Genomic DNA, 21,637 nt, shown 5'->3' with positions numbered 1-21,637 from the left:
TCAGCGCGCCGGGTTCACCGGGAGGCGCCGGCCCGCCAGGCGGCGGGGCTGCGCCGCGACGCGCTCCGCGAGGAGCGCGATCTCGCGCGCGGCCGGGTCGTCCGGGTGGGCGACGACGACCGGATCGCCCGCATCGCCGGAGGCGCGCAGCGCGGGGCTGAGCGGGATGGACGCCAGAACGGGCACGTCCTCGCCGTCCGCGGACAGGGCCGCGGCCACCTCGGCTCCGCCGCCCGCGCCGAACAGGTCCATGACCGTGCCGTCGGGCAGCGTCATGGCAGCCATGTTCTCGACCACGCCGATCACGCGCTGGCCCGTCTGCCGCGCGACGAGCCCGCTGCGTACCGCGACGTCGGATGCCGCCGCCTGGGGCGTCGTGACGACGAGCACCTCGGCGTGGGGGAGCAGCTGGCCGACCGAGATCGCGACGTCGCCCGTGCCCGGCGGCATGTCGAGCAGCAGCACGTCGAGGTCGCCGAAGTACACGTCGGTGAGGAACTGCTGCACCGTGCGGTGCAGCATCGGCCCGCGCCACGCGACGGCGCCCGTCCCCGCGGTGCCGGCCCCGTCGCCGGTCTGCAGGAACATCCCGATCGAGATGGCCTTCACGCCGTGTGCGACGGGCGGGAGCATGAGCTGGTCGACGCGCGTGGGCTGCGCGACGACGCCGTCCTTCGCGAGGCCGAGCAGCGGCGGGATCGAGAACCCGTGCACGTCCGCGTCGACGAGGCCGACCGCCAGTCCGCGCTGCGCGAGCGCCACGGCCAGGTTCGCCGTCACGGTCGACTTCCCGACGCCGCCCTTGCCGCTCGTCACGGCGATCACGCGCGTGAGGGAGTCCGGCCCGAAGGGCATGCCGCGTGCGGGCCGGAGGCGCGCGGTCAGCGCCTGCCGCTCCGCGGGGGTCATGACGCCGACGTCGATCGCGACGGCGCCGACGCCCTCGACCGACTCGGCCGCGCGGCGCACGTCGGCCTCGATCCGGTCGGCGGCGGGGCATCCCACGATCGTGAGGGCGATGCCGACCCGCACGTCCGCGCCGTCGGCCTCCACGCCGCGCACCATGTCCAGCTCCGCGAGGGGGCGGCGCAGCTCCGGGTCCGAGACCCGGCCGACCGCGTCGCGCACCCGCGCCGCGAGGTCGGTCACGCCTGCTCGCCCGCCGGTCGGCCGCCGCGCTCGGCGCGGGCGTCCAGCTCCTCGAGCAGGCCCCGCAGCTCGTCGCGCAGCTCGTCGCGCGACACCATGCGCTGGTCCATGTCGCCGAGGGCCAGGCGCAGCGCGACGATCTCGCGGGCCAGGTACTCGGTGTCGGCGAGGTTGCGCTCGGCGCGCTGACGGTCCTGCTCGATCTGCACCCGGTCGCGGTCGTCCTGCCGGTTCTGCGCGAGCAGGATGAGCGGCGCCGCGTACGACGCCTGCAGCGACAGGGCGAGCGTGAGCGCCGTGAAGCCCAGATCGGCCGAGTCGAAGCGCCAGCCCTGCGGCGTGAGCGAGTTCCAGAGCATCCATGCCAGGACGAAGAGGCTCAGGCCGATCAGGAACGCCGGCGTGCCCATCGCGCGGGCGATCCACTCGGTGGCGCGGCCGAACCGGTCGCGACCGCGCGTGGGGGACGACGCCGCGAGGCGCGGCGTGCGGCCGCGCACGGTCTCGGGCCGCGAGATGTCGCGCGGCGCCATCACGTGCGCCCCACCGTCGGGATCGTGCCGGTCACGGGCGCGGGCGGGAGCGGATGGTCCGCATCCTGCGAGCGCCAGTCGTCGGGCAGCAGGTAGTCGAGCATGTCGTCGACGCTGATCGCGCCGACCAGGCGGTGCGCCTGATCGACCACGGGCAGCGACACGAGGTCGTAGCTCGCGAGTCGCCGGGCGACCTCGGCGGCCGACGCCGTGACGGGCACCGGCTCGAGCGTGTCGTCCAGGATGGCGCCGATGCGCTCGTGCGGCGGGTAGCGGAGCATCCGCTGGAAGTGCACGGCGCCGAGGAAGCGTCCCGTGGGGGTCTCGTACGGCGGCAGCGTCACGAACACGCTCGCCGCCAGGGCGGGGTGCAGCTCGTGCCGGCGGATGGTCGCGAGCGCCTCGGCGATCGTCGCATCGGCCGACATGATGATCGGCTCGGTCGTCATCAGGCCGCCCGCGGTGTCGGAGCCGTAGCGCAGCAGCATGCGCACGTCCTCGGCCTCCTCGGGCTCCATCAGCTGGAGCAGCTCCTCGCTGCGCTCGGGCTCGAGCTCCGCCAGGAGGTCGGCCGCGTCGTCGGGCTCCATGGCGTCGAGCACGTCGGCGGCGCGCTCGTCGCCCAGCTTCTCGAGGATGTGGACCTGCTCCTCCTCGGGCATCTCCTCGAGCGCGTCCGCGAGGCGCTCGTCGGAGAGCTCCTCGGCGACCTCGATCATCCGCTCCTCGGGCAGGTCCAGCAGCGTGTTGGCGAGGTCGGCGGGGCGCAGCTCGGCGTAGCTGGCGGCCAGGGCCTCGGCGGACTGCGCCTCGCCCGGCGTGTGCTGCTCGCGCACCTCGCTCCACGTCGCGAACGTGGTCGGGCCCTTCGCGAACGGGGACGCGCTGGTCTTGGGCTTGCGCAGGAACAGCTGGCCGATGGCCCACTCGCCCACGCGGTTGGGCTCGATCGCGACGTCCTCGATCACGGCCGATCCGCTGCCGTCCACGAAATGGACGCGGCGGCCCACGATCTCGGCGAGCACGCGCACCTCGTCGGCGCGGGGCTGGAACCGGCGCACGTTGATCAGGCCGGTCGTGATGACCTGGCCGGACGAGATCGAGGTGATGCGCCCGATCGAGACGAACACCTGACGGCGGCCGGGGATCTCGCACACCAGGCCGATCACGCGCGGGGCCGCGCTACTTCGGTACACGACGACGACGTCCCGGACCTTGCCGAGCCGGTCGCCCGCGGGGTCGAAGACGGGGCAGCCGGCCAGGCGCGCCGCGAAAACCCTCTGCGTGCTCATGCTCCCAGCGTAGCCCGCGGCCCCGCTCCGGCGTTCCGGCCCGGCGGGCCGGCGGGCGTCAGGGGTGCAGGACGCGGAAGCGCTCGATGAGCACCGGCATGGATGGGGAGAAGCCGCGCTCGTGCTCCGCGAACTCCGTGAAGAAGCGCTCGTGCGACGCTCGCCAGTGATCCAGCGAGCGGTCGCCCTCGCCCTCCGCGTGCGCGTGCTCGGCGTCCACCTCGTCGAAGGGGACGACCGCATGCGCCGTGTTCTGGATGACGGCGCGCGGGCGTCCGGCTCCGTCCAGGATGATGTCGAGCTGGCCGGGCGCGGGGAACTCCTCGCCCGAGGCCTCGAAGTCCCAGACCGCGCTCGCCGTGCCGGTCTTGACGCCGCGCAGGACGAGATCGAGCAGCGCGTCGGCGTGCTCGGGCGTGCCGCCGAACCCCCACGCGGACGGCGGCTCTTCGGGGAGCTGCACCTCGGGCGCGGATGCCGCGATTGCGGCGCGAGCGTCGGCCCAGAAGGCGGCCAGAGCGGCAGGGTCCGGATCGGGGATCGGCACGCTCCCACCCTACGGGCGCCGCGCCCGCGCGCGGCGGGCGGCGACCCCGGCCTGCCGCGATGAGGTACGTGGAAGAATGGCGCGCATGAGCATGATGAGCGGGATGGGCCGACAGTTCGAGGTCGGCGAGACCGTGGCGAGCTTCAAGGAGTACGACGCGGCGCAGAAGGCCGTGTCGCGGCTGATCGCGGCCGAGGTGCCCGCCGCCGACATCGCGATCGTCGGCACGGCGTTGCGCTCGGTCGAGAAGGTCACGGGCCGGCTCGGCTATGCGCAGGCCGCCTGGTCGGGTGCGGTCAACGGCGTGCTGCTCGGCCTGCTGTTCGCGGCGATGGTCGTGATCTGGACGCCGGGCCTGCCGATGTCCGTGTTCGCGGGCCTGCTGCTCGTCGGCATCGCGTTCGGCATGCTGTTCCGTCTCATCGCGTACGCGCTGCTGCGCCGGCGTCGCGACTTCGCCAGCGTCATGCAGGTGTCGGCCGACCACTACGAGGTCACGGTGCTGCCGCGCAGCGTGGCGAAGGCCCGCCAGGCGCTGGGCGCGAGCAGCGCGCCGCCCGCGCCGGCGGCGGCCCCGCCCGCCGCGACCGAGCCCCCGCGCTACGGCGTGCGCGTCGAGCCGACCGCTCCTCCCGCGGCGCCCGCGGCGCATCCGGAGCCGCACGTGCCGTCCGCCCCGGCGGAACCGGGCGCGGACCCGGTCGCCCCGCCGCGCCCCGATGGGGAGGGCCCCGGCGACACCCGCGGCGGCGCGTGACCGCGGAGGGCTCGCTCGCCGTCGCGCTTCCCGGCGGTGAGACCTCGGTCTCCCTGGCCGTCGACGCCGCCGAGTCGCCGCGCGGCATCGTGGCCCTGGCACACGGCGCGGGCGCCGGCATGCGCCATCCGTTCCTGGCCGGACTCGGCGCGGCGCTCGCGGGCGAGGGGCTCACGGTCATCCGGTTCAACTTCCCGTACGTCGAGGCGGGGCGCCGCATGCCGGGGCGCCCGGCCGACGCGATCGCGACGTGGCGCGCGGTCGTGGACCACGCGTCCGGCGACGGCCTGCCCGTGTGGGCCGCGGGCAAGTCCTACGGCGGCCGGATGGCGTCCATGGCGGCCGCGGAGGGCGACTTCCCGGTACGCGGCCTGATCTACCTCGGCTACCCGCTGCATCCGCCCGGGCGCCCCGACCGGCCGCGGGCCGAGCACCTGCCGGCGATCGGCGTCCCGCAGCTGTTCGTGGAGGGCGAGAACGACCCGTTCATCCAGCCGCGCGAGCAGTTCGACGCGGTGGTCTCGACCTGTCAGGACGCGACCGTGTCCTGGATCGAGGGCGGCGACCACTCGTTCGCGGTCAAGGGTCGCAAGCGCGCCGCCGACGTGATCGGCGCGGAGCTCGCGCCGATCGTCGCCGCGTTCGTCCGCTGACGGCACGACCGGTCGCGTCGCGCGGCGCCAGACCGGGAAGAATCCGCGACGCAAGGACATCCAAGGTGGAATCGTCCTCGTGCCGCGGAGTCGTCCTTGTCTCAGGTCAGCTGCGAGACCGGCTGATCCAGGCCTCGATCTCGTCCGCCGTGCGCGGGATCGCCGCCGAGAGGTTCACGGGGCCGTCCTCGTTGAGCAGCACGTCGTCCTCGATGCGCACGCCGATGCCACGGTACTCCTCGGGGACCGTCAGATCGTCGATCTGGAAGTACAGGCCCGGCTCGATCGTGAACACCATGCCGGGCTCGAGGACGCCGTCGTAGTACATCTCGCGTCGCGCCTGGGCGCAGTCGTGCACGTCCAGGCCGAGGTGGTGGCTGGTGCCATGCACCATGTACCGGCGGTGGTGGCCGCCGCGGTCGGCGTCCAGCGCCTCCTCGGCCGTCACCGGCAGCAGGCCCCACTCGGCCGTGCGGCGCGCGAGGACCTCCATGGCGGCCTCGTGCAGCGCCCGGAACTTCACGCCCGGCCGGGCCGCGGCGAACGCCGCGTCGGCCGCCTCGCGCACGGTCTCGTAGATCTTGCGCTGGATGGGCGTGAACGTGCCGCTCACGGGCAGCGTGCGGGTGATGTCCGCGGTGTAGAGGCTGTCGACCTCGGCGCCGGCGTCGATCAGGATGAGGTCTCCCGGCAGGACGGCGCCGTCGTTGCGCGTCCAGTGCAGGTAGCAGGCGTGCGGGCCCGACGCGGCGATCGTGTCGTAGCCCTCCCAGTTGCCGTCGCTGCGGGCGCGCTGGTGGAAGACGCCCTCGACCACCCGCTCGCCGCGGGGGTGCTCGATGATGCGCGGCAGCTCGCGCACGATGTCGTCGAAGCCGTCGGCGGTCACCTGCACGGCGAGGCGCATCTGCGCGATCTCGAACTCGTCCTTGACCAGGCGCAGCTCGGACACGAAGCGCGTGAGATCCTCGTCCTGGTCGACGACGAGGTCGCCCTCCTTCGACTCGAACGCGTCGATGTGGGCGGTCGGCAGGCCGAGCTCGCCGGCGACGCCGCCGAGCGCGGGGCGCGGGCCGATCCAGAACTCTCCGATCGTGGCGTCCGAGTAGAACTCGGCGGTCGTGCGGTCGGCGCGCTCCCGGAAGTACAGGGTGACGTCGTGTCCGTCGTCGGTGGGCTCGAACACCAGGACCGAGTCGGGCTCCGAGTCCGCGCCCCATCCCGTCAGGTGCGCGAACGCCGAGTGCACGCGGAAGGGGTAGTCCGTGTCGTTGCTGCGCTGCTTGAGCGGTCCGGCCGGGACGACCAGGCGCCTGCCCGGGAAGGCCCGCGAGACCGCGGCGCGGCGCGCGGCGGCGTACGGCGCCTGCTCGCGCAGCGGAGGCAGCTGCTCCGGGCGCTCGGCCCAGCCCTCCGAGATCGTGTCGAGGAAGCCCTGCGGGTACGGCTGCTTGCGGTTCGTGACGCCCGGCTTCTCGGTCTGCTTCTCGGTGGTCTCTGACATGCTCCCAGTCTCTCACCGGTGGGCGGTGTCCGCGCGGTCTCGCCTAGCCTGGGAGCGTGACCGCTCCCGCCCGCCCGATGCACCCCGCGCTCGTGTACACGATCGACCTCGTCCTGGTCCTCGCGTTCTGCGCGCTGGGCCGCGGCACGCACGGCGAGGCGCCGATCGGCGCCGGATTCCCCGCGACCGCGGGGCCCTTCGTCGTGGGGCTCGTGATCGGATGGCTCGTCAACCGGTTCGCGCTCGGCGGGCACACGGCATCCCTCCGGTCGGGCGCCGTCGCGTACGCGGCCACGCTCGTCGGCGGCATGCTGCTGCGGATGGCGACGGGGCAGGGCACGGCCGCGCCGTTCGTGATCGTCGCCGCGTTCGCCCTCGCGGCGCTGCTGCTGGGCTGGCGCCTCGTCGCGCGCGCGGTGCGCCGGTCGCGTCGCGCCTGATCCTCAGCCGGCCGGCTCCAGCTGCACGACGAGCGGCCGGTGGTCGCTCCCCGCGCCGTCCAGGTTCGTCAGCACGATCGAGCCGGTCGCGCGCCACGAGTCGGAGTGCATGACGTGGTCGATCGGCGTCGCCAGCAGCGCCGGGACGTCCGTGGGCCACGTTCCCACGCCGCCGTTGCCCGTCTGGGCGGCCGCGTCGCGGCAGTAGCCGAGGTCGTACCCGTCCGCGGCCAGCGACGTCATGTGGTCGACCGTCGCGTTGAAGTCGCCCGCGATGATGACGTCCTCGCCCGCCGGGCACTGGTCCGCGATCCACTGCAGGTCCTGCTGCCACAGCTCCATGTAGGAGGGGCGCGGGGCGATCGCGTGCACGGCGACGACCGTGGGGCCGGTGCCGTCCACCGGCATGACGACCGCGCTCGGCAGCACCTGAGTGTTGCTGGTGCCGTCGTCCGACGACTCGATGACGGCGTAGTCGCCCAGGTCGGGGGAGATCAGGATGGTCGTGACCCACGACTGCGGGCCCCGCTCGATCTCCTCGTGGTACTGCACGTGGTGGACCCACATCGGGCGGCCGAGCTCGCGCATCTCGATCGCCACGTTCTCGCCCACGCTCTGCGCGGTCTCGGGCAGCGCGATGATGTCGGCGTTCATCGCCACGGCGGTCTGGGCGATCTGATACGCGCCGGTGGCCTCTCCCGCCGTGTTCCACGTCATGACGCGCACGCTGCTGGCGGTCTCGGCCGGCAGCGCGTCGCCGTACCCGCGCATCCCGAGCGTGACGCCGCCCGCGATGGCGCCGATCGCCGCGACCAGGGCCATCGACATCGCGAAGCCGCGCAGGGGGCGGGCGAGCGCGAACAGCAGGAAGAGGAGCGTCAGGACGGCGAAGCCGGCCACCATGACCCCGCGCATCGACACGATCTGGGCGACCGGGACGGTCCGCTCCAGATGGAAGAACGACGGCCACGTGAGCACCGCGGTCGCGATCGCGAACACCACGGTCACGAGGATCCCGAGCAGTCGCAGCACGCCTTCGACCCTAGGTCGGCGACCTGGGAAAGCGGCGGATGCGGCACCGTCCGGGGGTCATGTCGGGAGGGCTCCGAGCGGCCGGACGCGCCGCGCTCCGGGGCGCCTGCGAGCGGCTACGATCGGCTCGTGGGAGAACTGGGCGGCACCGGCATCCCGGCGCAGCGATTCAGCGGCCCGAGCGACCTGCACCTGCACTCCGCGCGGTCGGACGGCACCGAGCCGCCGGCCGACGTGATGGCGTCGGCGCACCGGCACGGGCTCCGCACCGTCGCGCTCACCGACCACGACACGACCGCTGGATGGGCGGAGGCGGCCGAGGCGGCCGTGTCGCTCGGCATGACGCTGCTGCCCGGCATGGAGTTCTCGGCCAAGCACGAGTGGCGCAGCGTCCACATGCTCTCGTACCTGTTCGATCCGGACGACGCTGCGCTGCGGGCCGAGACAGATCGGATCCGCGGCGACCGGATCGGCCGGGCCGAGCGGATCGTGCGCAACATCTCGCGCGACTACGACCTGACGTGGGACGACGTGCTCGCGCAGACGACCGAGGACGCGACCGTGGGGCGTCCGCACATCGCCGACGCGCTCGTCGCACGCGGTCTGGTGCGGGACCGCGGCGAGGCGTTCGACGGCATCCTGCACCCGCGCGAGGGCTACTACGAGCCCCACTACGCGCCCGCGCCGCACCGCGTCGTCGAGCTCGTCACGCGGGCCGGGGGAGTCGTCATCATCGCGCATCCGACGCCCTCGGGTCGCGCCCGGATGCTGCCGGAGCCCGTCATCCACGATCTGATCGACGCGGGCCTCGCCGGCTTCGAGATCGACCACCGCGAGAACACCGAGGCGGGCAAGCGCATCCTGCGCCGCATCGCGGCCGACCGCGACCTCATCGTGACCGGCTCGAGCGACTACCACGGCCGCGGCAAGCCCAACCTGCCGGGCGAGAACACCACGACCGACGAGATGGTGGCCCGCATCATCGAGCGCGCCACCGGCATCGCCCCGGTGTATTCCTAGTCCTCTCACGCCCGTCGATCGGCTCGGGCACCCCTTCGGGGTGCCGCTCGCCGCTCGACCACTGTCGCTTCGCTCCATTGAGGCGTGAGGGCGCGCTTCGCGCGCGGTCGCTTCGCTCCACGCTCGCTGACGCTCGCACGACGGCACAGGTGCTTCGCGAAACGCGGGGGCGGGGTCCCGCCCCCGGGCGTTGCTGGATCAGGCGCCCTGGGCCGTCTGGCCCGAGGTGCGGCGACGGCGACGGCGGCGGCGCGCCGCGGCGGGCTTGCCGTCGTGGTGCTCCTTGCCGGCGCCGTCGTGGGTGCCGGAGCCCTCGGGCTTCTCCGCGGGCGCCTCGGCGGCCTGGTCCTCGGGGCGACGGCGACGGCGCGTGCGCTCCCGGCCCTCGCCCTCGCTGCGGCGCTCGTTGCGCTGCGGACGCTCGGCCTTGGGGGCCGTCGTCAGGCGTCCCTTGGTGCCGGCCGGGATGTCCAGGTCGGTGTACAGGTGCGGGCTCGACGAGTACGTCTCGGTGGGCTCGGGCTGGCCGAACTCGAGCGCGCGGTTGATGAGCGCCCACTTGTGCAGGTCGTCCCAGTCCACGAACGTGACCGCGATGCCCGTGCGGCCCGCTCGACCCGTGCGGCCGGCGCGGTGCAGGTACGTCTTGTCGTCGTCCGGGATGGTGTGGTTGATCACGTGCGTGACGTCGTCCACGTCGATGCCGCGCGCGGCGACGTCCGTCGCGACGAGCACGTCCTTCTTGCCGGCCTTGAACGCGGCCATGGAGCGCTCGCGCTGCTCCTGACCCATGTCGCCGTGGACGCCGCCCACGTTGAACCCGCGGTCGGTCAGCTCGTCGACCAGGCGCTGCGCGGCGCGCTTCGTGCGCGTGAAGATCACGGTCTTGCCGCGGCCCTCGGCCTGCAGGATGCGGGCGATGACCTCGTCCTTGTCGAGCGAGTGCGCCCGGTAGACGATGTGCTTGATGTTCGCCTGCGTGAGGCCCTCGTCCGGGTCCGTGGCGCGGATGTGGATCGGGTTCGACATGAACCGGCGCGCGAGCGCGACGATCGGACCCGGCATGGTGGCGCTGAACAGCTGCGTGTGGCGCACCTGGGCGACCTTCTGGAAGATCTTCTCGATGTCGGCCAGGAAGCCGAGGTCGAGCATCTTGTCGGCCTCGTCCAGCACGACCTCGGTCGCGTTGGACAGGTCGAGCAGGCGCTGGCCCGCGAGGTCGATCAGGCGGCCGGGGGTGCCGACGACGATCTGCGCGCCGGCCTTCAGCTGGTCGATCTGGCCCTCGTAGGCCTTGCCGCCGTAGATGGCGACGACGCTGGTGGAGCGGTTCGACGTGAGCAGGTCGAGGTCCTCGTACACCTGCACTGCGAGCTCGCGGGTCGGCACGACGATGAGCGCCTTGACGCCGGGTTCCGGGTTCGGCCCGAGGCGCTGCACCACGGGGATGCCGAAGCCGAAGGTCTTGCCGGTGCCGGTCTTGGCCTGGCCGATGACGTCCTGGCCGGGCATCGCCAGGGGGATGGTCTGCTCCTGGATCGGGAACGCGTCGACGATCCCCTTGGAGGCGAGGGCGTCGACGATGTCCTGATCGACGCCGAGGTCGGTGAAAGTGGTCACGATGTGCTCGAGCCTGTCCGGCAGCCAGCGCTGCCTGGGTGAAGTGCGATCCACGCCCTCGATCTGCTCCAGGCGCGGCGGCCCCGATCCGTCGCCGGGGACCGCACCAGCCTACCCGAGGGGTGCGCGGCGGCCCCGGAGCGCGCGACGCGCTCGCGTGGGCGCGGATCGCTCGGGTCCGGGAGCCTCGACGCCGTAGGCTGGCTCCGTGGTCAACTGGAGGTTCTGGGAGCGGCGCCCGCCCGCGCGCATCCTGCGGCTGCGTCCGCGGGGCGAGATGGGCGACGCCACCCGCGTCGACTTCGAGGAGCTCGCGCCGGATGTCGACACGTTCCTGGGGCAGGCCGCGTACCTCCAGCTCGGCTACTTCGAGACGCTGACGCGGCTGATCCGCGCGACCCCCGATCTCCAGGAGAAGGAGGCGCTGTCGCTCGCGGCCGGCGCCGCGCTGGTCAAGCACCGCGCGATCGTCGACGTCATCCGCGATCGCGGCGCCGAGCCGACCGAGATCATGGCGCCCTTCCGCGAGCAGCTGGACGGCTTCCGGCGCGCGACCATCGGGGCGCGGCCGCGCGAGACCATGCTGTCGGTCCACATCACGGCGGGCATGCTCGACGACTTCTACCGGACGCTGGCCGCCAGCTACGGCGACACGGGGCGCCGGGTGGCGCGCATCCTGAACGTCGACAGCGACCGCGAGCTGATCGTCGACCTCATCCGGGCGACGATCGAGGCCGACGACGAGATGCGCTCCCTGCTGTCGATGTGGGCCCGTCGCCTCGTGGGTGACACGCTGCTGGTCGCGCGCGCCGCACTGCGCCCGCAGAGCCTCGGTGAGGCCGACGAGAAGAAGGTCGAGCCGGTCTTCACGGCGCTCATGGCCGCGCACGCGCGCCGCATGGACGCCCTGGGGCTGGCGGCCTAGCGGGCGCCGTCCTCGGTTCCGGGCCGCCGCGGCCAGGCCGCCCAGCCGCCGGGCAGGCGCTCGAGGGCCGGACGAGCCGCGTCGAGCACATCCCGGTCGAGCCCCGCGGGCCCTCCGCCGGACCCGCGGCGATCCGTCGTCGCGAGCCGGTGCCAGAGCTCGGCGTGCGCGCCGTCCGTGAGCGTCTCGGCGTACCCGCCCGCCGTGACCGCCGCGACCAGCCATTCGAGCTCGTCGGCGCAGGTCTGCCACGTCTCGTCGCACGCGTCGCAGCCGCAGGTCGGATACGGGAAGTCGTGCAGCAGGCCCGCGTGCACGATCACCCCCGGGAAGTCCGTCCACACGAACGTGAGCGATGCGGCATCCGGATGCGCCGGCGTCAGCCGGACGGCGCGCAGGACCGAAGGCTGCGGATGCATCAGGTCGGCCGCGAGCTCCGCGCGCTCCTCGGCCTGGACGTCGAATGTCGCGCGCAGCCAGTAGACCAGCGCATCGGCGACCTCGTGCAGTGGCGCGGACCGCTCGGGGTGGCTGACCACCGAGCAGCTGTCCTCGGGCGTCGCGACCATGCCCCAGCGCTCCCCGTAGGGACGGCCGAGGTCGTCGACGAACACGGCGGGCGCGATCGGCGGGCGGACGTACCCGCCCGCCCCGGTCATGTCAGACGAGGCCGAGGCGGCGGGCGGTCGCCTCGTCGCGCGCGGCGCGCGAGCGGGTGATGGCCGCCGTGCCGGCGACGCCGACGACCGCGGCGGCGACCAGTGAGATCACCCAGGTCCAGATGTTCGCCTCGCCCAGCCCGGTCCACGTGCACAGGCCGTAGGCGACTGCGGCCGCCGCGCCCGCGATGGACGGGGCGAGGGCCACGCCGCGGCGCTCGCGGTGCGGCAGCGCGAAGTGCACGCCGACGCCGATCGCCACGGCGGCGATCAGGGCCAGGAGGATGTACACCGGCGTCAGGCCACGAAGCCGACGCGGCGGGTCTCCTCGCTGCCGACCTCGACGAACGCCAGGTTCGCGGTCGGCACGATGTAGGAGTTGCCCTTGACGTCCGTGAGCGTCAGCGGGGCGCCGGACGTGATCGCCTCGGCCACCGTGGCCTTGATGCTGTCGGCGCTCTCCGACGACTCGAAGCTCAGCTCGCGGCCGGTGTTGGTGATGCCGATGCGGATGTCCACGGGTGACTGCCTTTCGTCGCGCCTGACCGGCCGATCCGTGTCGGACGGGCCGTGCGTCAACTCTATGGCAGGGCACGGACGCGGCAGGGCGCTGAACGCTGAGGGCGAAATCGACCGAGACTGGTGACATGCGCGCGACGGTCGTGAAGGAGGACCCGCACGCCCCCGAGGGCTTCTTCGAGTCGGAGGCGGCCGGACTGCGCTGGCTCGGCGGCGCCGACGGGGGAGCGCGGGTCGTGGACGTGATCCGGGTCGGGCCGGGGCGGATCGTGCTCGAGCGCGTCGCCGAGGCGCGGCCGACGCCCGCGGCGGCGCGCGCGTTCGGCGCGGCCCTGGCCCGCACGCACGACGCGGGCGCGGCCGCGTTCGGGGCGCCGCCCGAGGGCTGGGACGGGCCCGGGTTCATCGGGCGGCGGCCGCAGGCGTACGCGCACGAGGCCAGCTGGGGCGCGTTCTACGCCCGCGACCGGGTGCTGCCGTTCCTCGACATCGCGGTTGCGGCGGGCACGGTCACGTGCGACGAGGCGGATCTCGTGCGCCGGGCGTGCGACGCCGTCGCCGCCGGCGCGTTCGACGACGGCGAGCCGCCCGCCCGGGTCCACGGCGACCTGTGGGCGGGCAACGTGCTCTTCTCGCCGGAGGGCGTCGTGATGATCGACCCGGCCGCGCACGGAGGCCACCGGGAGACCGATCTGGCCATGCTGGCGCTGTTCGGAGCGCCGCACCTGAGCGAGATCCTGGCCGGATACGACGCGGCGCATCCGCTGCGGGACGGCTGGCGGGCGCGCGTCCCGTTGCATCAGCTGCATCCCCTCGCGGTGCACGCCGCCGGCCACGGACGTGCCTACGGCGTCGAGCTCGCGCGTGCGGCCGCGGCCGTGCTCGCACTCGCCGGGCGCGATCGCGCCGATGTCCGGGGCCGCCTCTAGCGTGGACGGCATGACCTCTCGCGAGTGGGACGCCGGGCAGCGCGCCGTCCTCGAGCTGCCGGGCGACGCGTCGGGCACGGTGATCGGCGCGCCCGGCACCGGCAAGACCGCGGTCCTGGTCGAGCGCGTCGCGCGTCTGCTCGCTCGCGGGGCGGCGTCCGACGAGGTGGTCGTGCTCACGCCGACGCGCGCATCGGCGACGCGGCTGCGCGACGAGCTCGGGGTGCGCGTCGCCGTCGCGACCCCCGGTCCGCTCGCCCGCTCGATCGGTTCGTTCGCGTTCCAGGTCGTCCGCGCCGAGGCGGTGCGCCGCGGCGAGGAACCGCCGAAGCTGCTCACGGGCGCCGATCAGGACCGGATCGTGGCCGACATCCTGGCGGGCGACGAGGAGGACGAGCGGGACGGGGTCGTCCGCTGGCCGGCCGACCTCGCCGCGCCGGTGCGCGCCTCGAAGGGCTTCCGCTCGGAGCTGCGTGCGTTCCTCAGCGAGCTCGCCGAGCTCGGCGTGGGGCCCGACGAGCTGGAGGGGATGGGGGTGCCGGCCTGGACGGCCGTCGCCGGCTTCGCGAGGGACTACCGGAACGTGCTGGACGGCATGCGCTCGCCCCATCGCGAGGTCGCGGAGCTCTACGCCGAGGCGGCGGCCTCCCTGCGCGCCGGCGCGGTGATCGCCGGGCTCGAGCGGCTGCGCATCGTGCTGATCGACGACGCCCAGGAGCTCACCCGCGGCGGCGTCGCCGTCGTGCGGGCGCTGCGCGCACGGGGCGTCGCGGTGCTCGCGTTCGGCGACCCCGATGTCGGATCCGGCGCGTTCCGCGGCGTGACGCCGGAGCTCTTCCTGGAGCTCGCGACGGCGCTGGGGGAGCGGTTCGTGCTCGACGGCGCGCACCGGGCCGCGCCCGCGCTGACGCGGCTGACGCGCTCGGTCACGCAGGCCATCGGCACGAGCGGCGTGGTCGCGCACCGCCGCCCGCCGGGTCCTGAGGCCGAGGACGACGGCGCCGTCTCGACGTGCCTGGCCGCGTCTCCGTACGAGGAGGTCGACCGGATCGCGTGGACCCTCCGGGACTGGCACCTGCTCGGAGGCGTGCCGTGGTCCGGCATGGCCGTGATCGCGCACGACACGCGGCAGCTCACGATGCTCGAAGCCGAGCTCGCGGCGCGCGAGGTTCCGACGCGCGCGGCAGGCGTCCAGCGGCCCCTCGGCAGCGAGGCGGTCGTGCACGACATCGTGGAGATCGTGCGGCTCGGCCTGCAGGCCCACGCCGAGCGCGACGCCGAGCGGCTGGTGGAGGCCCTCCGCTCGCCCTTCGGCGGGCTGGACGGCGTCGGTCTGCGCCGCCTGCGGGCCCACATGCGCCACGCCGAGCTCGCCGACGGCGGCAACCGCCCGGCGCGCGAGCTGCTGCACGAGGCGCTGGGGCACCCGGCGACGTTCGACCTGATCGACACCCCGGAGGCCCGCACCGGGCGGCGCCTGGCCGAGACGCTGCGGCTGGTCCACGAGGAAGGAGCGCGCGGGGCGACCATCCACGAGCTGCTGTGGCTGGTGTGGGACCGTGCGCGCACCGGCGACGGCCGCCGCCTGGACCGGGCGTGGCACGAGGCGGCGCAGGGGCAGGGCCCGCTCGCGGCCGAGATCGGGCGCGCCCTCGACGGGCTGGTCGCGCTGTTCGCGGCGGCGAAGCGCTCGGTGGAGCGGAGCCCGGAGGAGGGCCCGCAGCCGTTCATCCGCGAGATCCTCGACAGCGATGTCCCGGAGGACATGCTGGCGGCCCCCGAGCGCGAGGGCGCCGTCACGCTGATGACCCCCGCGAACGCTCTCGGCGTGGAGTTCGACGCCGTCGTGATCGCCGGGGTGCAGGAGGGCGTCTGGCCGAACGTGCGCCTGCGCGGCGGGCTGCTGGAGTCGTGGCGTCTCGCCGACGCCGTCGCCGCGCATCGCGACGGCCGCGCCGGGGCGGAGCCGGCGGGCGTGCTGGACCGGCGGCGCGCGGCCATGCACGACGAGCTGCGGCTGTTCGTGCGGGCGGTCTCCCGCGCGCGCACGCGCCTGCTCGTGACCGCGGTGGACGATGACGACACGGGCCCGAGCGCGCTGTTCTCCTTCCTGCCCGACCCGCCGCCCGACGACGGCCGCGCGGAGCATCCGCTGACGCTGCGCGGGCTGGTCGCACGGCATCGCCGCGCGCTGACGGAGTCGGGCGACGAGCAGGCGCGGGCCGAGGCCGCCGGGCAGCTCGCCATGCTCGCCGCCGCGGGAGTGCCCGGCGCCGACCCCCGCGAGTGGTACGGCGTGCGCGAGCCGTCGACGGACGCGCCCCTGCGCGACCTCGACGCCGGGCCCGCGCGCGTCTCGCCGTCGCGGCTCGAGGCGTTCGAGGAGTGCGGTCTCGGCTGGGTCATCGACAGCCTCGGCGGCAGCACGGTCACCCCGCCGAGCGCCGGCATCGGCAGCATCCTGCACGCCGCGCTCGAGCGGCACCCCGACGGAGACCTCGAGGGTCTGCGCGCCGTGCTCGCGGAGCGCTGGCGCGAGCTCGATTTCGAGACCCCGTGGATCGCCGCGAAGGAGCGCGCGAGGGCCGAGCTCTACGTCGATCGCCTGCACGCCTACCTGACGGCCGTGCGCGCCGACGGGGGAGCGCATGTGGCGTCCGAGGCCCCGTTCCGCTTCGCGGTCGACACCCGCCCGGCCGAGGACGCGCCCCCGGCCGTGTACGTGGGCGACGAGATCCACGGCCCGCAGCGCGCCGTGGTGAGCGGTGTGATCGACCGCGTGGAGACGTACCCGACGGGCGCGGGGGAGCATGCGCCCGGGCGCTCGCGAGGCTGGACCGCCATGGAGTGCGGCGATCCGGCGGCCGGCGAGCACGTCGTCGTCGTGGACCTGAAGAGCGGCCGCTACGAGAAGCCCGGCGATGGCGACGTCGTCGAGCACGCGCAGCTGGCCGCGTATCAGGTCGCCGTGCAGGAGGGGCTCGTCGAGGGCGCGCCGGCGGGCTCGCTGGCCGGTGCGCGCCTCGTGATCGTCTCGCAGACGCTCGCCAAGAGCGACTACCGCGTCGCGCACCAGCACCGGCTGGCCGACGAGCCCCGCGCGCAGTTCCTGCGTCGCGTGGCCGAGGCGGCGCGCGGGATGTCCGCGAGCAGCTTCACGGCCCAGGTCGACGCGCACTGCACCGAGGGGATGTTCGTGAAACCCTGCCGCATCCACACGATCGACGCGGTGAGCGCATGACCCTGCGCACCGACCTCGATCCGATTCCCGAGCCGGCCGCAGGCGGCGCGGCGCCGGAGTGGCGCGGCGGACACGGCATCGCCGCGACCGACATCGCCGCCGCGCTGGGCCTGCCGACGCCCACCGAGGCCCAGCAGCGCGTGATCGAGGCGCCGCCCAGCCCGGCGCTCGTGGTCGCGGGGGCCGGCAGCGGCAAGACCGAGACCATGGCGGGCCGCGTGGTGTGGCTCGTCGCGAACGAGCACGTCCGGCGCGACGAGATCCTCGGGCTGACCTTCACCCGCAAGGCGGCCGGCGAGCTCGCCGAGCGGATCGGCGCCCGCCTCGCGCTGATCGACGAGTTCGGGCGGCGCGGGCTGCTGCCGCACCTGCGGGACGTCGTGCGCAGCGGCGCCCTGGCGCGCATCGAGGCCGCCGCGACGCCCGCCCAGCGCGAGGTGGTGCGGCGCGAGGTGCTCGACGCGCTGGCCCGATCCTTCGACACCGGATGGGACCCGACAGCGCCGCGCACGGTCGACGACCTCATGATCCGGCCGCGCGTGGCGACCTACAACGCGTTCGCCGACTCGATCGTGCGCGAGCACGCAGCCCGCATCGGCCGCGACCCGGACGCCGGGATGCTCAGCCAGTCCGCGTCGTGGCTGATCGCGCGGCAGGTGGTGCTGCGGGCGCAGATCCCCGGCCTCGAAGAGGTCGACCGCGCGCTGAACGGCGTCGTGGACGCCGTGCAGCGGCTGTCGGCCGAGGTGCTCGACCACCGCATCGACCTCGACGAGCTGCAGCGCGTCGCGCTCGACCAGGCGGCGGCGTTCGAGCCGTACCGGGAGAAGGAGGCGGTCGACAAGGCAGCTGCGAACCTGCTCGCCACGCCGATCCTGGTGCAGCTCGTGCGCGACTGCATCGCCGAGAAGCAGCGCCGCGGCGTGCTCGACTTCGCGGATCAGGTGAACGGCGCCTACGAGATCGTCGAGACCGCGCCGCAGGTGCGCGAGGACCTGCGGGCGCAGTACCGGGTCGTGCTGCTCGACGAGTACCAGGACACCTCGGTGATCCAGACGCGCTTCCTGGCCGAGCTCTTCCGGGACGGCACCGTGATGGCGGTCGGCGACCCGCACCAGTCCATCTACGGCTGGCGCGGCGCGAGCGCCGACAACCTGTACGCGTTCGACTCCGCGTTCGCGCGCGAGGTGCCCGCCGCGCACTTCAGCCTGATGACGAGCTGGCGCAACGACGCGCGGATCCTCGCGGCCGCGAACCGCGTGCTGCGCCCGCTGCAGGGCCGCGGCTCGTTCACCGTGCCGGAGCTCGAGCCCCGCCCGGGCGCCGGCGAGGGACGCGTGTCGTCGAGGTTCGAGCTCACCGTCGACGACGAGGCCGCGGCCGTGGCCGACTGGTTCGCGCGGGTGCGCGAGGAGCACACGAGCGACAAGCCGCACACGGGCGCGATCCTGTTCCGGTCCAAGAAGCACATGCAGACCTTCGCGAAGGCGCTGGGCGACCGCGGCATCCCGCACCGCATCCTGGGCCTCGGCGGCCTGCTCTCCACGCCGGAGGTCACCGACGTCGTGTCCGTGCTGCGGGTGCTGCACGACCCCACCGCGGGTTCGGCACTCATCCGCCTGCTCGTGGGCCCGCGCTTCCGGATCGGGGTCGCCGACATGGCCGCGCTGTACGACCTGGCGGCCACGCTCGCCGTGCGCGACGGCTCTCTCGCCCCGCTGCCGGACGAGCTGAAGGACCGGCTGCGCACCTCGGCCGGGGTCGACGAGGCCGTGTCGATCGTCGACGCCCTGGACTTCGTCCGCACGGCGCGCGACGACTACCGCCTGCTCGAGGGGATCACGCCGGAGGGACGCGCGCGCCTTCGGAGCGCGGGAGAGATGCTCGACCGGCTGCGCCGCGCGGTGGGGCAGCCCATCCCGGAGCTGATCCGCCTGATCGAGGGAGAGCTGCGCCTGGACATCGAGCTCGCGGCCAACGAGACGCGCGGATCGGCGCGCGTCGCGTCGACGCAGCTGCGCGCGTTCGTCGACGAGGTGCGCGGGTTCCTCGCCGCCGACGAGCGCGGCACGATCGGCAGCCTGCTGGCCTGGCTCGACAAGGCCGAGTCCACCGACGAGCTCATGCCGCGCACCGAGCCTCCCGAGCCCGGGGTGGTCCAGCTCCTCACGATCCACGGCTCCAAGGGCCTCGAGTGGGATGCGGTCGCGGTCGTGCGGATGGTCGAGGACGAGCTCCCGAGCCGCGTGAGCGACACGTCGGGCTGGTTCGGGTTCGGCGTGGCGCCGTTCTCGCTCCGCGGCGACGCGGCCGCGCTGCCGCGGTTCGGCTGGGATCCCGCGGGAGCCATGGCCGAGGCGGGGGAGGATCCCCTCAAGCGGCACAAGGCCGCGCTGGACTCGCTCGCGGCGGGCCGCACCAAGGCCTACCCGCACGGCGGCGCGCTGGTGCGCTTCAAGGACGCCTACCGCGACTACCAGCAGGAGGAGGAGCGCCGGCTCGCCTACGTGGCCGTGACCCGGGCCCGCAGCGACCTGCTGCTGACCGGGGCGCACTGGGCGGGCCAGAAGTCGCCGCGGCGCCCCAGCCCGTACCTCGTCGAGCTGATCGAGGAGCTGGGGCTGGAGGAGGTCGGGGAGGTCGACAAGGACGACAACCCGTACGAGGGCACCGCGCTCACGCGCCAGTGGCCGCTCGACCCCCTCGGGAACCGGCGCGGCCGCGTGATGGCGGCGGCCGAGCTCGTGCGCGCCACGGCCCCGGCCGAGCCCACGGATCAGGCCGCCCGACTGCTCGCCGAGCGCGAGGAGCGCAGCCGCGGCCGGCGGCCCGCCGCGCCGACCCGCATCCCGGCGTCGCGGTTCAAGGACTACGTCGCCGACTTCGCCGGCACCGTGGCGTCCATCGACCGTCCGCTGCCCGAGCGGCCGTACACGCAGACCCGCATCGGCACCCTATTCCACCAGTGGGTCGAGCAGCGTTCGGGCATCGCGGGGGCTGGATCGTCGACCGACGACGCCCTGTGGGAGAGCGACGAGGAGATCTGGTCGGACGCCGCGACGCCCGAGACCGAGGTCTCGGCCGAGGACGAGGCCGCGCTCGCGCGCCTGCGCGAGACGTTCCTGCGCAGCGAGTGGGCGCACCGGAAGCCGCTCGAGGTCGAGACCGAGATCGACTTCGCGCTCGCCTCGGAGCCCGGCGGATCGCCCGCGCACATCGTGATCTGCAAGCTCGACGCGGTGTACGAGCGGGACGGCCGGATCGAGATCGTCGACTGGAAGACCGGCAAGGCGCCCCGCACCGCGGCCGAGCGCGAGGAGCGCATGCTCCAGCTCGCGCTCTACCGCCTCGCGTATCACCGCCGGCACGGGGTGCCGCTCGACCGCATCGACGTCGCGCTGTACTACGTCGCGGACGACCTCGTCATCCGCGGCGACCGGATCTACTCCGAGGAGGAGCTGGTCCAGCGCTGGAACGCGGCGCGCGCCGAGCGGCGCGCCTCCTCCGCGTCGCGCTGATCCTCGTCCGGCGAGACCGGATCGGCCTCAGCCGGGCGCTCGCCCTCCGGCGTGGTGACGCCCACGAACTCGGACGGGTCGAGCGGCTGCGTCTCGTTGGCTGCGGACGCGGCCCGCGCCCGCATGTCGTCGCTCCACGAGCCGTCGGCCGCGAGCGACAGCTCGTCCGGGTCGAACGCGTCGGTCTGCATCGACGTGTCGACGGCCGGCGCGGCGGGAGTGGCGGGCACGTTCGCCAGCACGGTGAGCGCGTCGTCGATGTCGGTGCGCCCGTCGTCGTCGATCTCGGCCAGCAGGACGTCGTCGCGCACGCCCTCCGTGAGCGACTCGAGCAGCCGGGCGGCGTCGGCGACGACATCCGCGCGGTGCGCCTCGAGCCCGTGCACGAGCCAGCGAGCGAACTCCAGCTCGGCGTGCAGGCGCGCGCGGACCCGCGCCCCGGCATCCGGCGCGCGGTGCGCGGCCTCGCCGTAGGCACGGAAGATGTCCCGCGCGGCATCCGGGGCCGAGGCGATCCAGCGCAGGTCGACGGCCGGGTCGTCGATCGAGAGCCCGTGCCAGTCGAGCACGCCGGAGACGGCCGGGGCTCCCCGCTCGTCGTCGGTGTAGAGGAACGACGTGGCCTGCGTGCCGCCGAGCACGACGGCCGGCTCGAACGCCCAGAGGCGGTCGTCGTCCACCGCGTCGCGCCAGCGCACGGTCAGCCGCACCGGCAGCCGGCCGCTCGCGCCGGCCGCGTCGATCAGCCGGCGCACCTCGGCACGGGACTGCTCAGCCGTGCGCTCACGCAGCCCGGCCGAGCGGACGACGGACGGCGGCAGGGCGTGCAGCGCGGCCAGTGCTCGGCCCACGGAAGTGGCGGCGCCCTCGCCGGGCGGGATCTCGTCGGCGTCGATCAGGTAGCCGGGCACGAACGTCGTGACGATCGCCCGTCCGCCCGGCAGCGCGGTCGCGCCGACGTACTCGGGCGCCAGGAACGGCAGCATGCCGCGCACGCCGGGGGTGAGGGCGCGCAGCGCGACCACCTCGGCGGCGATCTCCTGGTCGACGCTCTCCTCGGAGGCGACGCGCGCCACGAGCTCGCGGCCGTCGGCGAGACGGGCGACCGCGGCGTCGAAGCGCCCGCCGCCGCCCGCGGTGAGGCGCCGGACGCCGACGACCTCCACGTCCGGGACGGCCGCCGTGACGGCCGCCGCTAGAGTGAGAGGAGAGCGTGCCATGCCTCCCAGGTTAGGTCGCAACGTCCCGGCGCCCCACCGCGCCACGCCCGCGAGGGCCAGGCGCCCGCGGACGTCCGCC

The 21,637-nt window shown here is 74.3% G+C and carries 19 protein-coding genes; 8 read left to right on the top strand and 11 right to left on the bottom strand.

All coding sequences use genetic code 11. The features are described from left to right. Genes B5M43_RS01795 through B5M43_RS01780 form a run of 4 tightly spaced genes read right to left on the bottom strand, consistent with a single transcriptional unit; the run spans position 1 to position 3,521 of the window. Positions 1–1,149, bottom strand: a complete 1,149-nt coding sequence (locus B5M43_RS01795) for an Mrp/NBP35 family ATP-binding protein (RefSeq protein WP_134745739.1) — start codon at positions 1,147–1,149, stop codon at positions 1–3. Continuing rightward, a complete protein-coding gene (locus B5M43_RS01790) occupies positions 1,146–1,682 on the bottom strand; it encodes a DUF1003 domain-containing protein (RefSeq protein WP_134745740.1) in 537 nt (178 codons plus the stop codon). Before B5M43_RS01790 ends, B5M43_RS01795 begins: the two co-directional genes overlap by 4 nt. After that, positions 1,682–2,974, bottom strand: coding sequence for a magnesium transporter MgtE N-terminal domain-containing protein (locus B5M43_RS01785; RefSeq protein ID WP_055989691.1), 1,293 nt, complete (start codon positions 2,972–2,974; stop codon positions 1,682–1,684). Before B5M43_RS01785 ends, B5M43_RS01790 begins: the two co-directional genes overlap by 1 nt. 58 nt (positions 2,975–3,032) lie before the next feature. Continuing rightward, positions 3,033–3,521, bottom strand: a complete 489-nt coding sequence (locus tag B5M43_RS01780) for an ASCH domain-containing protein (protein WP_134745741.1) — start codon at positions 3,519–3,521, stop codon at positions 3,033–3,035. A gap of 85 nt (positions 3,522–3,606) precedes the next feature. Between B5M43_RS01780 and B5M43_RS01775 the strand changes: the two genes are divergently transcribed. Next, a complete protein-coding gene (locus B5M43_RS01775; RefSeq protein WP_055989688.1) occupies positions 3,607–4,278 on the top strand; it encodes a general stress protein in 672 nt (223 codons plus the stop codon). After that, positions 4,275–4,931 (top strand): alpha/beta family hydrolase, encoded by a 657-nt coding sequence (locus B5M43_RS01770; RefSeq protein ID WP_230667519.1) that lies wholly within the window; start codon positions 4,275–4,277, stop codon positions 4,929–4,931. The genes B5M43_RS01775 and B5M43_RS01770 overlap by 4 nt, the downstream gene beginning before the upstream one ends. Before the next feature lie 106 nt (positions 4,932–5,037). Here B5M43_RS01770 and B5M43_RS01765 read toward each other — a convergent pair whose 3' ends face one another. Beyond that, positions 5,038–6,435: an aminopeptidase P family protein gene (locus B5M43_RS01765; RefSeq protein ID WP_134745742.1), complete on the bottom strand. Its 1,398-nt coding sequence runs from the start codon at positions 6,433–6,435 to the stop codon at positions 5,038–5,040. Positions 6,436–6,491: 56 nt separating this feature from the next. On the opposite strand from B5M43_RS01765, the gene B5M43_RS01760 reads away from it, so the two are divergent. Continuing rightward, positions 6,492–6,875 (top strand): DUF3054 domain-containing protein, encoded by a 384-nt coding sequence (locus B5M43_RS01760; RefSeq protein ID WP_230667517.1) that lies wholly within the window; start codon positions 6,492–6,494, stop codon positions 6,873–6,875. Positions 6,876–6,878: 3 nt separating this feature from the next. On the opposite strand, the gene B5M43_RS01755 is transcribed toward B5M43_RS01760, so the two are convergent. Then, complete coding sequence (locus B5M43_RS01755; protein WP_134745743.1) at positions 6,879–7,907, bottom strand: endonuclease/exonuclease/phosphatase family protein; 1,029 nt, start codon at positions 7,905–7,907, stop codon at positions 6,879–6,881. 129 nt (positions 7,908–8,036) lie between these two features. Between B5M43_RS01755 and B5M43_RS01750 the strand changes: the two genes are divergently transcribed. Beyond that, the gene (locus tag B5M43_RS01750) at positions 8,037–8,927 is read left to right on the top strand and encodes a PHP domain-containing protein (protein WP_230667515.1); all 891 of its coding nucleotides are present in this window, start codon (positions 8,037–8,039) and stop codon (positions 8,925–8,927) included. Between the two features lie 198 nt (positions 8,928–9,125). On the opposite strand, the gene B5M43_RS01745 is transcribed toward B5M43_RS01750, so the two are convergent. Further along, complete coding sequence (locus B5M43_RS01745; RefSeq protein ID WP_134745745.1) at positions 9,126–10,547, bottom strand: DEAD/DEAH box helicase; 1,422 nt, start codon at positions 10,545–10,547, stop codon at positions 9,126–9,128. Between the two features lie 208 nt (positions 10,548–10,755). Between B5M43_RS01745 and B5M43_RS01740 the strand changes: the two genes are divergently transcribed. Further along, a complete protein-coding gene (locus B5M43_RS01740; protein ID WP_134745746.1) occupies positions 10,756–11,472 on the top strand; it encodes a ferritin-like fold-containing protein in 717 nt (238 codons plus the stop codon). Here B5M43_RS01740 and B5M43_RS01735 read toward each other — a convergent pair. The 3 genes from B5M43_RS01735 to B5M43_RS01725 are packed head-to-tail and all read right to left on the bottom strand — an operon-like array spanning position 11,469 to position 12,650. Then, complete coding sequence (locus tag B5M43_RS01735; protein ID WP_134745747.1) at positions 11,469–12,131, bottom strand: DUF6226 family protein; 663 nt, start codon at positions 12,129–12,131, stop codon at positions 11,469–11,471. The two genes, B5M43_RS01740 and B5M43_RS01735, sit on opposite strands and share 4 nt — an antisense overlap. Before the next feature lies 1 nt (position 12,132). Beyond that, positions 12,133–12,423, bottom strand: coding sequence for a hypothetical protein (locus B5M43_RS01730; protein WP_134745748.1), 291 nt, complete (start codon positions 12,421–12,423; stop codon positions 12,133–12,135). Between the two features lie 5 nt (positions 12,424–12,428). Further along, positions 12,429–12,650: a DUF3107 domain-containing protein gene (locus B5M43_RS01725; protein WP_055989668.1), complete on the bottom strand. Its 222-nt coding sequence runs from the start codon at positions 12,648–12,650 to the stop codon at positions 12,429–12,431. A 128-nt stretch (positions 12,651–12,778) separates the two neighbouring features. On the opposite strand from B5M43_RS01725, the gene B5M43_RS01720 reads away from it, so the two are divergent. The 3 genes from B5M43_RS01720 to B5M43_RS01710 are packed head-to-tail and all read left to right on the top strand — an operon-like array spanning position 12,779 to position 20,338. Then, positions 12,779–13,579 carry a fructosamine kinase family protein gene (locus tag B5M43_RS01720; RefSeq protein WP_055989665.1) on the top strand — a complete coding sequence of 267 codons (801 nt, stop codon included), beginning with the start codon at positions 12,779–12,781 and terminating at the stop codon, positions 13,577–13,579. Between the two features lie 10 nt (positions 13,580–13,589). Continuing rightward, positions 13,590–16,820, top strand: coding sequence for an ATP-dependent DNA helicase (locus B5M43_RS01715; RefSeq protein WP_134745749.1), 3,231 nt, complete (start codon positions 13,590–13,592; stop codon positions 16,818–16,820). Continuing rightward, positions 16,817–20,338 carry an ATP-dependent DNA helicase gene (locus B5M43_RS01710; protein WP_134745750.1) on the top strand — a complete coding sequence of 1,174 codons (3,522 nt, stop codon included), beginning with the start codon at positions 16,817–16,819 and terminating at the stop codon, positions 20,336–20,338. Before B5M43_RS01715 ends, B5M43_RS01710 begins: the two co-directional genes overlap by 4 nt. On the opposite strand, the gene B5M43_RS01705 is transcribed toward B5M43_RS01710, so the two are convergent. Continuing rightward, entirely contained in the window at positions 20,263–21,558 is a 1,296-nt protein-coding gene (locus B5M43_RS01705; protein WP_134745751.1) for a phosphotransferase, read from the bottom strand. The two genes, B5M43_RS01710 and B5M43_RS01705, sit on opposite strands and share 76 nt — an antisense overlap. Positions 21,559–21,637 lie beyond the last annotated feature (79 nt).

Source organism: Microbacterium sp. MEC084 (assembly GCF_004514465.2).
Classification (GTDB): Bacteria; Actinomycetota; Actinomycetes; order Actinomycetales; family Microbacteriaceae; genus Microbacterium.
The sequence above is the reverse complement of the archived record's forward strand: the minus strand, read 5'-3'. Positions and strand labels throughout refer to the sequence as shown.

Excerpts from the sequence above, each read along its gene's own strand:
- B5M43_RS01790 (WP_134745740.1), bottom strand. The coding sequence starts at position 1,682 with ATGGCGCCGCGCGACATCTCGCGGCCCGAGACCGTGCGCGGCCGCACG.
- B5M43_RS01785 (WP_055989691.1), bottom strand. The coding sequence starts at position 2,974 with ATGAGCACGCAGAGGGTTTTCGCGGCGCGCCTGGCCGGCTGCCCCGTC.
- B5M43_RS01775 (WP_055989688.1), top strand. The coding sequence starts at position 3,607 with ATGAGCATGATGAGCGGGATGGGCCGACAGTTCGAGGTCGGCGAGACC.
- B5M43_RS01765 (WP_134745742.1), bottom strand. The coding sequence starts at position 6,435 with ATGTCAGAGACCACCGAGAAGCAGACCGAGAAGCCGGGCGTCACGAAC.
- B5M43_RS01735 (WP_134745747.1), bottom strand. The coding sequence starts at position 12,131 with ATGACCGGGGCGGGCGGGTACGTCCGCCCGCCGATCGCGCCCGCCGTG.
- B5M43_RS01720 (WP_055989665.1), top strand. The coding sequence starts at position 12,779 with ATGCGCGCGACGGTCGTGAAGGAGGACCCGCACGCCCCCGAGGGCTTC.
- B5M43_RS01715 (WP_134745749.1), top strand. The coding sequence starts at position 13,590 with ATGACCTCTCGCGAGTGGGACGCCGGGCAGCGCGCCGTCCTCGAGCTG.
- B5M43_RS01710 (WP_134745750.1), top strand. The coding sequence starts at position 16,817 with ATGACCCTGCGCACCGACCTCGATCCGATTCCCGAGCCGGCCGCAGGC.
- B5M43_RS01705 (WP_134745751.1), bottom strand. The coding sequence starts at position 21,558 with ATGGCACGCTCTCCTCTCACTCTAGCGGCGGCCGTCACGGCGGCCGTC.